The following is a 9,174-nucleotide window of genomic DNA, read 5'->3' on the forward strand; positions in this document are numbered from 1 at the left end:
GCGGTGGCGCCGACCTCGTGGCAGTACCGGGATCTGGGTGCGCTGGTGGCTGCGGCGCTCGGTGCGCACGGCACCGGTGGGCGCGGGGTGGAGACGGTGCAGTCGAGTCCCTTCGGCGGGGACGGCGGGCAGCTGGTCATCAACGAGGCGGCCGCGGCGATCGCGGCCGGGGACTACGAGCTGGTGTTGGTGACGGGCGCGGAGGCGGGGGCCACGCAGGCCGCCGCACAGCGCGCCGGAATCGAATTGTCGTGGCCGGTGCAGGATTCGACGGTGGCGCCGACGCGCACGGTGGGCATCGACAAGGCGGCCAACAATGCCGCGGAGTCCGCGGCGGGGTTGCAGGCGCCGATCAACATGTACGCGTTGCTGGAGTCGGCGAATCGGGGGCGGCTGGGCCGCGGTGTGGCCGAGCACGCGGCGGCGGTGGCGGCGTTGTGGTCGCGGTTGTCGGCGGTGGCGGCGGGTAATCCGAATGCCTGGCAGCCGCAGGAGTTCTCGGCCGAGCAGATCGCGACGGTCAGCGAGGACAATCGGATGATCTCGGCGCCCTACACCAAGCTCGAGTGCGCGAATCTGAGCGTGGACATGGCCTCGGGCATCATCGTGGCCTCGGCGGCCGCGGCGGAGGCGGCCGGTATTCCGCAGGACAAGTGGGTGTTCCTGCACGCGGGCGCCTCGGGCACCGACGAGTGGTTCGTGAGTGAGCGCACCGAGCTGGCGGCGTCCCCGGCGATTCGCGCGCTGGGTGCGGCGGCGTTGGATCATGCGGGGATCACCGCCGAGGATCTCACCCATGTGGACCTGTACGCGTGTTTCCCGGTGGCGGTGCAGATCGCGGCGCGCGAATTGGGTTTGCCGACCGATGATCCCAAGCGGCCGCTGTCGGTGACCGGCGGGCTGACCTTCGGTGGCGGGCCGGGCAACAATTACGGCGGGCACGCGGTGGCGAGCTTGGTGGGCCGGTTGCGGGCCGAGCCGCAGACCTTCGGGTTGGCGACCTCGCTGGGCTGGTATCTGACCAAGCATGCGCTGGGCGTGTATTCCGCGACGCCGCCCCGGCACGGCTACCGGCATCTGACGCCGATCATCGAGCATCCTCCGACGCGTCCGGCACGCACCGGCTACGAGGGTGAGGCGGTGGTGGAGGCGTACACGCTGCCCTATGACCGGGCCGGGAACCCGGAGGCCGCAATCGTGAGCGTGGTCACTCCCGACGGTGCGCGAGTGCTGGTGCGCAGCACCGATTCCGAGCTGCTGACGGCGTTGACCGAGCAGGACTGGCTGGGGCTGCCGGTGACGGTGTCGGGTGAGTCGCTGAGTCTGCGAGGTAGCGAGGCGGTGGCGTTGCCCGCCCCGCCCCCGGCGCCGGTGCTGATCGAACGGCGCGGCCACATCATGATCATCACGATCAATCGGCCCGCCGCGCGCAATGCGATCAACCTGGCGACCGCGCTGGGGTTGGAACGCGCGATCGACGCCTACGAGGCCGACCCGAACGCCCGTATCGCGATCCTGACCGGGGCGGGCGGATATTTCAGTGCCGGAATGGATCTCAAGGCGGCCGCGCGCGGCGAGGTGCCGGTGACCGAGAAACGCGGCATCCTGGGCATCGTGTCGGTGCCGCCGCGCAAACCGTTGATCGCCGCGGTGGAGGGTCCGGCGTTGGCGGGTGGGTGTGAGCTGGCGTTGGCGGCGGATCTGATCGTGGCCGCGGCGGATTCGAGTTTCGGGATCCCGGAGGTCAAACGCGGGCTGGTGGCGGTGGGCGGTGGGGTGCTGCGGCTGTCGCAGCGACTACCGCGGGCACTGGCGATGGAGTTGGCGTTGACCGGTGATCCGATCAGCGCGGCGCGCGCGGCGGAGATCGGTTTGATCAACGCGGTCGCCGAACCCGGCAAGGCCCTCGAGGCGGCGCTGGCGCTGGCGCAGCGGATCGCGGTCAACGCGCCGTTGAGCATCGACGCGAGCAAGCAGATCATCGAACAGGCCCCGGACTGGTCGGTGGGTGAAGCGTTCGCCAAGCAGGGGCAGGTCGCGGCGGCGGCACTGTCGTCACAGGACGCCGGAGAGGGGATGCGGGCGTTCGTGGAGAAGCGTGCACCGGTGTGGCGAGGCCGCTGACCGTGGTCGCCCGCCCGCATCGGTCTCCCCTTGCAAGCGTGAAAGAACAATCATGACAAGCGATCTCACCGAAACGACGTTGACCCTCGAGCGTGACGGGCTGGTGTTGACCGCGTGCCGCTTCGGTGCGCCCGATGCCCCGCTGGTGGTGTTGGTGCACGGGTTTCCCGATACCCCGCACAGCTTCGACGGGGTGATCCCGCAGTTGGTGGCGGCCGGGTATCAGGTGCTCGCGCCGTGGCTGCGCGGGTATACGGCGGGGTCGGCGGACCGGTCGGCCCGCTACGACCTGATGGCGGTGAGTGCGGATGTGGCGGCGTGGACCGCGCGGATCGGTGCGCCGCGCACGCATCTGGTGGGCCACGACTGGGGTGCGTTCGTGGCGATGATCCTGGCGCGGCAGGATCCGGAGCGGTGGGAGTCGTTGACGCTGTTGGCGATTCCCCCGTTCGGTGACGGTGTCGCGCCCGGCATGTGGCGGCAGCTGCCCCGGCAGCTGTGGCTGTCGTCGTATATCCCGGTCATGGCCTCACCGCTGCCGCCGTGGCTGCTGGTGCGCGGTGACGCGGCGTTCGTGCGCGCGTTGTGGCGGCGCTGGTCACCGGGTTGGGCGTTCACCGAGGAGCAGTTCGCGCCGGTGGCTTCGGTGTTCGGGGATCCGGTGCGTGCGTGGGCGACGACACGCTACTACCGCTCACTGTTCGCGGTGGGCGACAGCGCGACTCGCGAGTTCAGCCGGATGCTGATGGCCGCGCCCGCACCGCTGCCGACGCTGGCGCTGGCCGGGCAGCGCGACGGCTGTATGTCTGCTGCGCTGCAGCGGGTGCTGGCCGAGCACGCCGGGGTGTCGCATGCCCAGCTACCCGATTGCGGGCATTTCCTCCACGCCGAGCGCCCGGATGCGGTGGCGGCGTTGCTGATCGCGCATCTGCACGCGGCCGAGGCGAACAACCCCTCGGATGCCGACGGCGGACACGACACGACCTGCGGACCCGACGCGCTCGACTGACGCCTCGTAGGCTCGCCGGTTGTTGTGTGTGTCAGTGGCCGCCGTGGGTGCCGCCGCCCATCGGCATGTCACCCATGCCGGTGTGGTCCATTCCGGCGTGGTCCATGCTCATCTCGGGCATGGGTGCGGGGACGTAGGCGGGTTGCTGGCCGGGGTCCAGGAGCAGGAATTGGCCCATCATGCCTTGGTCTTCGTGGTGGAGCAGGTGGCAGTGATACATGTAGGGGTGGGCGGGGTCGGCGGGGCCGGGGAAGTGCACGGCCAGTTCGTAGGTGCGGCCGGGTTCGAGGTAGACGGTGTCCTTCCAGCCGGCCAGTTCCGGGGGTGGCGGGGTGGAATCGATGGCGCGAACCTGGAATTGGGTGTCGTGGACGTGGAAGTTGTGCGGCCAGTCCTCGAGGTTGCGGACCGACCAGATTTCGGTGGCGCCGGTGGTGAGGGTCAGGTCGATGCGGTTCATGTCCATCTTCGCGCCGTTGATCATGAACCATTTGAGGTCGAAGGTGCGGGTCACCGGTAGCGCGGGCACCAGGGGCGTGATCGTGGCGAGGGTGGCGGGCAGGGCGGGCGCGGGGGCGGGGTCGGCGGTGGCGCGCAGGGTGAGGACGTCGAAGGTGTCGTCGAAGCCGAAGCGTTGGGGACGGTCGATGCCGGTGCGCGTGGTGACGGGGTAGGCGCGCAGGGTGGTGCTCGCGCCGGGTTCGAGATCGACGAGGATTTCGGCGCGTTCGCCAGGGCTCAGTTGCAACCGGGTCAGGGGCACCGGGGCGGCCAGTAGCCCGCCGTCGGTGGCGATGAGGGTGAAGCCGTGCGCGTCGAAGCCGAGGTTGAACAGCCTGCTCGAGGAGCCGTTGAGCAGCCGCAGGCGGGCGCGGCGGGCAGGCAGGTCGTGGTGGGTGGCGAGAGCGCCGTTGACGGTGAGGGTGTCGCCGAGCAATCCGTAACTGCTGGTGAGGGTTTCGTCGAGATGCCCGTCGGCGGTGAGGCGTCGGTCCTGCAGCACGAGGGGGATGTCGTCGAGGCCGTAGCGCCGCGGCAGGTCGAGGCGGTCGCTGTCGTCGTCATCGAGGTAGAACAGTCCGGCCAGGCCGCGGTAGACGTGTTTCTCGGTGGCGCCGTGCGGGTGCGGGTGATACCAGAGCATGGCGGCGGGCTGGTCGATGCGCCACGACGGGGTCCAGGTGGCGCCCGGCGCGATCATCTGGTGCGGGCCGCCGTCGCTGGCGGCGGGCACGTGCATGCCGTGCCAGTGCACGCTGGTGGCTTCGGGCAGGGTGTTGGTGGCGGTGACCGACACGGTTTCCCCGCGTCGCGCCCGCAGGGTGGGGCCGAGGATCGATCCGTTGTATCCCCAAGTGGGCGTGGCGATTCCGGGTCGGATCTCGGTGGTCCCGGTTTGTGCGGTGAGGCTGAAGTGGCGGACCCCGGCGGCGTCGACGTGGGAGTCGGCCAGCGGCGGGATGGGCAGCGGGCGCGGACCGGTGGACGTGGCGGGAGCGCTATTTCGGGTGCAGCCCGCGGCGGTGAGGGCCAGCGGGAGGGCGGCGGCGGTGACGAGCAGGCGTCGTCGCGAGATCACGGATGCTCCTGAGGTCGATGCCGCGAGCTCGGTCGGTACCGGTCGCGGGTGGTGCGGGTGGCGACCGGTGCTGCGTCGCGGCCGGATGCAGGTCGCGGCGGGGTGCGAGTTGCGGCGGGGTCGGGGTCGATGTCCAGGTTTCCGGTTGTGCGCGTGCCGCGATTCCTCCCCTGGGCCGCGTTCGGGGTGCGGTTTGCGGCCACCGGAGTCTTGTGGCGGGGCAATCGTTGTGCTATCGCGACCCGTGTGCGGCGGGCGGGTGGCGGGTTCTCTACCGTGGAGGCGTGATCGACCTCCGTACCCGGGCCGCACGCTGGAAGGCCGCGCGTTTGCTGCCGCTGCTGCTGATCCCGGCGTTGTTGGCGGCGAGCACTTTTCCGGGTGAGTACCGCGTCCCGATCGTTTACTGGGTGCTTGCTGTGGTGGCGGGGGTGGTGTTCGCGGTCGGTGATCGGTGGCCGCTGGCGATGTCGGTGACGCTGTCGGTGCTGGCGGTGCCGATGTTCGTGATCCCGGCGTGGGGGCCTTCGGAGTTGGTGCCGTATCTGGGGGCGCTGGCGGTGGTGGAGGCGGTGATGCGTGGGGATCGCCGCGCGTCGGTGATCGCGTCGGGGGTGTGGGCGGGTGCGTGGGTGGTCGGGCATTGGGGTGGGCATGTGCCGGGGTTCTGGCGGGGTGCGACGTTCGTGGAGGCGGCCGCCTATGTGGGGTTGCCGGTGCTGTCGGGGTTGTATCTGCGCGGGCAGCGGGAGCTGACGGCGAGTCTGCGGGCGCGGGCGGCGGAGGCGGAGATCCGTACGCGCGCCGAGGAACGCACGGCGTTGGCGCGGGAGTTGCATGATCTGGTGGCCCACCATATGGCCTCGATCGTGTTGCGGGTCAAGGTCGCCCGCCGCGTCCTCGGGGACGCCGACGCGCGGGTGGGTGAGGTGCTCGACGATGTGAGTGATACCGCTTCGGGTGCGTTGAGCGATATTCGGCGGCTGCTGGCGGCGTTGCGTGATCCGGGGCTGGACGGGGTGCCGTTACTGGATGCGGGTGTGGTGCGCGCCGAGCTCGAGGCGGCGGTGACGCGGGTGCGTCAGGGCGGCTTCGACACCCACGCCGAGGTGGACGCCGATCTGGAGGGGTTGGACGCGATCGCGCGCTTGACGGTGTTGCGGTTGGTGCAGGAGTCGCTGACGAATGTGATGAAGCATGCCGATCGCGGCGCGTCGGTGCGGATCGTGGTGGCGCGCACCGGGACCGGCGTGGAGGTGACGGTGCGCAACCGGGCCGCGGTGACCCGCGCGGTCCCCGGCCACGGGCTGGCCGGGATGCGGGAGCGTGTCGCGCTGGCCGGTGGCGTGCTCGAGGCGGGGGCGCACGGGCAGGAGTGGATCGTGCAGGCAGTCTTGCCCGCGACCGCGGACGAGGCGCGGCGGCTGTCCGGGAACGTCGGGGGTGGGCGGTGATTCGGGTGTTGCTGGTGGATGATCAGCGGTTGGTGCGGGCGGGGTTGCGGATGCTGGTGGAGGCGACCGCGGATCTCGAGGTGGTCGGGGAGGCCGCGGACGGGGTGGCGGCGTTGCGGGTGGCCGCGCAGGTGGACCCGGATCTGGTGTTGATGGATCTGCGGATGCCGGGCATGGACGGGGTGGCCGCGACCCGGGAGTTGGTGGGGCGTGGGGGTCGGGTGCCGAAGGTGCTGGTGCTGACCACGTTCGATGATGACGAGCATCTGTTTCCGGCGTTGGCGGCGGGCGCGAGCGGGTATCTGGTCAAGGACACCGATCCGGAGTTGTTGCTCGCCGCGATCCGGCGGGTGATGGACGGCGAGCTGCTGTTCTCCCCGCCGCTGCTGCGTCGTCTGGTCGCGCGCGCGACCGCGTCACCGGCCGAAACCCCTTCCCCCGCAGTCGCTCTCACGGCACGTGAAAGTGAGGTGCTGGAGTTGGTGGGTGAGGGTTTCAGCAATGCCGAGATCGCGGCGCGCCTGCATCTGGGGGTGACGACGGTCAAGAAGCATCTCGCGCACCTGATGGACAAGACCGGCTGCGACAACCGGGTGCGCCTGGCGGTGTTCGCGGTCCGCCGGGCGCGGTGAGGGTGTCGCGGATCGAGCCGGTGTCAGGCGTTGGCCAGTGCCGCGGCCGCGTCGGCGAACATGACGGTCTTGATGGCGGCGAGGGTGGCGTGATCCTTGGCGCCGATGGGGGTGAGGATGGCCGCGGCGGCGTCGGTGAGCGTGTCGAGTTCGGCGGTGGCGTCGACGAGTTCGTAGGCCAGCGCGTCCGCGCCGCCGAAGCGTCGCCCGGTGGTCATGGACGCGATCGCCGAGCGCGGGGTGAGTTTGGCTTGGATGAGCGCGGCCATGCCGCGACTGAAGGGGATGCGGATGTCGGCTTCGGGGAAGCAGAAGTAGCCGCGGTCGGCGCGCATGACGCGGTGGTCGTGGGCGAGGGCGAGCATGGCGCCCGCGCCGAAGGCGTGCCCGTTGAGGGCGGCGGCGGTGGGCAGCGCGAAGGTCAGCACCCGCGCCAGCAGTGACTGTACTTGCGCGACATACCATTCGGCGCGTTCGGGGTGGGCGGTGAGCCAGTCCAGGTCCAGGCCGTTGGAGTAGAACTTGCCGGTGGCGGTGGTGAGCAGGGCCTGGCTGCCGTCGGTGAGCACGGTGTCGAGGTGGGCGTTGATCTCGGTGAGAACCTCCGGCGAGAAACGGTTCTCGCTGTCGCCGAGGTCGAGCACGGCGATCTTGTCGTGGTGGGTCAGCGTGGGCATGGGTGTCTCCTCGGGGAGGGATGGGGTCAGGCGGGTGCGGGCCCGATGTCGAGGACCGCGCGCACGGCGGCCCGCAGGTGCTGGCGTGCGAGGGGGTTGGTGAGCCGGTCACGGTCGAGCAGGATCGCTGTCGGCAGGTCGACCAGGCACAGGGTGAGGGTGTCCACGGCGGCGGCGTCGCCGCGCCCCCACAGTCGCCGCGCGAGGGTTTTCATCAACGCGACCAGGGTTTTCTGGGTGGCGGCGAGTTCGGCGCGCACCGTCTCGGGCAGGTCGTCGCCGAGCAGGTCGGCGCGACGCACCCGGAAGAACAGTTGCGTGGAGGCGGGGTAGAGCGCGGCGAATTCGGCCGGCGCCTCGGCGGCGGCGATGACCGCGTCGATGCCGTCCCCGGCCGCCTCGACCAGTTCGGCCTGCAACGCCAAAAACCGGTGCGCGGCCCGAATCCAGGTGCGCCCCACCAGTTCCGCCCGGGAGCCGAAGGTGTGATACAGCGCCCCGTTGGAGACGCCGGTGGCGGCGGCGACCGCGCGGATGGTGACCGCGGCGGGCCCGGAGGCCACGGCCAGCGCCTCGGCGGCGTCGAGCACGAGGTCCGGGTCGTGGATGCGAGGGCGGGGCACCCACCGACCATAACAGAGCAAGCGCTCTGTTATGAAGGGGCGCGGACGAATATGAAGGGGTGCGGACGAAAAGCCTGGCCCCGCGGCGGCGCGGACAACTCACGAGTCCGGTTGCACGCCCGCGGGTTCCGGGTGGGGGCCGCTCAGGCGGTGGTGGTGTCGGGTTCGTGGACGCCGTCGGACAGGGCGGGGGTGTACATGGCGTCGATGGTGGTGGCGTATTTGGTGGCGATGGGTTTGCGGCGCAGTTTCATGGTGAGGGTGACTTCGTCGCCGCCGGGTTCCCAGAAGACGGGCAGGATGGTGAAGCGTTTGATCTGTTCGACGCGCGAGAGTTTGGTGTTGCCGGCCGCGACGCCGCGCGCGATCTCGGCGATGAGGTCCTTGTCGGCGGCCAGAGCGGCGGCGGAGGCGTCGGGCAACGCGTGCTGGGCGGCATAGGGTGCGGCGGATTCGGCGTCGATCACGATGAGTGCGGTGTTGTAGGGGCGGTTGTCGCCGATGGTGGCCAGGGCGCCGATGAGCGGGGTGGCGGCTTTGATGGTGTTCTCGATGTTGGCGGGGGACATGTTCTTGCCGCCGGAGTTGATGATGAGTTCTTTCTTGCGGTCGATGACACGCAGGTAGCCGTCGGCGTCCTCGCTGATGATGTCGCCGGTGGCCAGCCAGCCCTCAGCGTCGAGGGCGGCGGCGGTCTTCTCCGGCTCCTGCCGGTATTCGCGCATCACCAGGGGACCGCGCACGAAGTATTCACCGTCCTCGCCGATGCGCGATTCCAGCCCGGGCAGTAGGCGTCCGACGGTGCCCAGCCGCGCCTGGGCGGGCGGGGCGACACTCACGATGCAGGTCAGTTCCGACATTCCCCACACTTCGGAGATGGGGATGCCGAGGCCGAAGAAGAAACCGAGGGTTTCCGGCGGGATGGGCGCGGCCCCGGACAGCGCCCATTTGAGTTGATCCAGGCCGAGTTTGGCACGCAGCCCGCTCAATACGGCGGCATCGGCGCGGTCCCATTCGGCGGCCTGGGTGTCGTCGAGGGGCACGCCCGCCAGTTGCGCGGCGGCTTTGCGTGCGGC

8 protein-coding genes are annotated in these 9,174 nt (G+C 70.4%); 4 read left to right on the forward strand and 4 right to left on the reverse strand.

Annotated elements, in window-relative coordinates:
- Together ACWELQ_RS28140 and ACWELQ_RS28145 are read left to right on the forward strand one after the other, a co-directional pair.
- Window positions 1-2,124 (forward strand): crotonase/enoyl-CoA hydratase family protein (locus ACWELQ_RS28140; protein ID WP_452400049.1); only part of this gene is annotated, 2,124 nt, incomplete at its 5' end.
- 52 nt (window positions 2,125-2,176) lie between these two features.
- On the forward strand, window positions 2,177-3,133 hold the full coding sequence (locus ACWELQ_RS28145) for an alpha/beta fold hydrolase (RefSeq protein WP_452400050.1): 957 nt from the start codon (window positions 2,177-2,179) through the stop codon (window positions 3,131-3,133).
- Between the two features lie 31 nt (window positions 3,134-3,164).
- On the opposite strand, the gene ACWELQ_RS28150 is transcribed toward ACWELQ_RS28145, so the two are convergent.
- The gene (locus ACWELQ_RS28150; RefSeq protein WP_452400051.1) at window positions 3,165-4,712 is read right to left on the reverse strand and encodes a multicopper oxidase family protein; all 1,548 of its coding nucleotides are present in this window, start codon (window positions 4,710-4,712) and stop codon (window positions 3,165-3,167) included.
- 284 nt (window positions 4,713-4,996) lie between these two features.
- Here ACWELQ_RS28150 and ACWELQ_RS28155 point away from each other — a divergent pair, with 284 nt between their 5' ends.
- Both ACWELQ_RS28155 and ACWELQ_RS28160 read left to right on the forward strand, forming a co-directional pair.
- Window positions 4,997-6,166 carry a sensor histidine kinase gene (locus ACWELQ_RS28155; RefSeq protein ID WP_452400052.1) on the forward strand — a complete coding sequence of 390 codons (1,170 nt, stop codon included), beginning with the start codon at window positions 4,997-4,999 and terminating at the stop codon, window positions 6,164-6,166.
- Window positions 6,163-6,798: a response regulator gene (locus tag ACWELQ_RS28160; protein WP_452400053.1), complete on the forward strand. Its 636-nt coding sequence runs from the start codon at window positions 6,163-6,165 to the stop codon at window positions 6,796-6,798. The genes ACWELQ_RS28155 and ACWELQ_RS28160 overlap by 4 nt, the downstream gene beginning before the upstream one ends.
- A 23-nt stretch (window positions 6,799-6,821) precedes the next feature.
- On the opposite strand, the gene ACWELQ_RS28165 is transcribed toward ACWELQ_RS28160, so the two are convergent.
- The 3 genes from ACWELQ_RS28165 to ACWELQ_RS28175 all read right to left on the reverse strand — a co-directional run.
- On the reverse strand, window positions 6,822-7,475 hold the full coding sequence (locus ACWELQ_RS28165) for an enoyl-CoA hydratase/isomerase family protein (protein WP_452400054.1): 654 nt from the start codon (window positions 7,473-7,475) through the stop codon (window positions 6,822-6,824).
- A 26-nt stretch (window positions 7,476-7,501) separates the two neighbouring features.
- Window positions 7,502-8,098: a TetR family transcriptional regulator gene (locus tag ACWELQ_RS28170; RefSeq protein WP_452400055.1), complete on the reverse strand. Its 597-nt coding sequence runs from the start codon at window positions 8,096-8,098 to the stop codon at window positions 7,502-7,504.
- 143 nt (window positions 8,099-8,241) lie between these two features.
- A partial coding sequence (locus ACWELQ_RS28175; RefSeq protein WP_452400056.1) for an AMP-binding protein occupies window positions 8,242-9,174 on the reverse strand: 933 nt, incomplete at its 5' end.

The sequence above is a fragment of the Nocardia sp. NPDC004722 genome (genome assembly GCF_053601505.1).

What these genes read in the sequence shown, in the direction of transcription:
- ACWELQ_RS28145 (WP_452400050.1), top strand. Translation starts at nt 2,177, where the DNA reads ATGACAAGCGATCTCACCGAAACGACGTTGACCCTCGAGCGTGACGGG.
- ACWELQ_RS28165 (WP_452400054.1), bottom strand. Translation starts at nt 7,475, where the DNA reads ATGCCCACGCTGACCCACCACGACAAGATCGCCGTGCTCGACCTCGGC.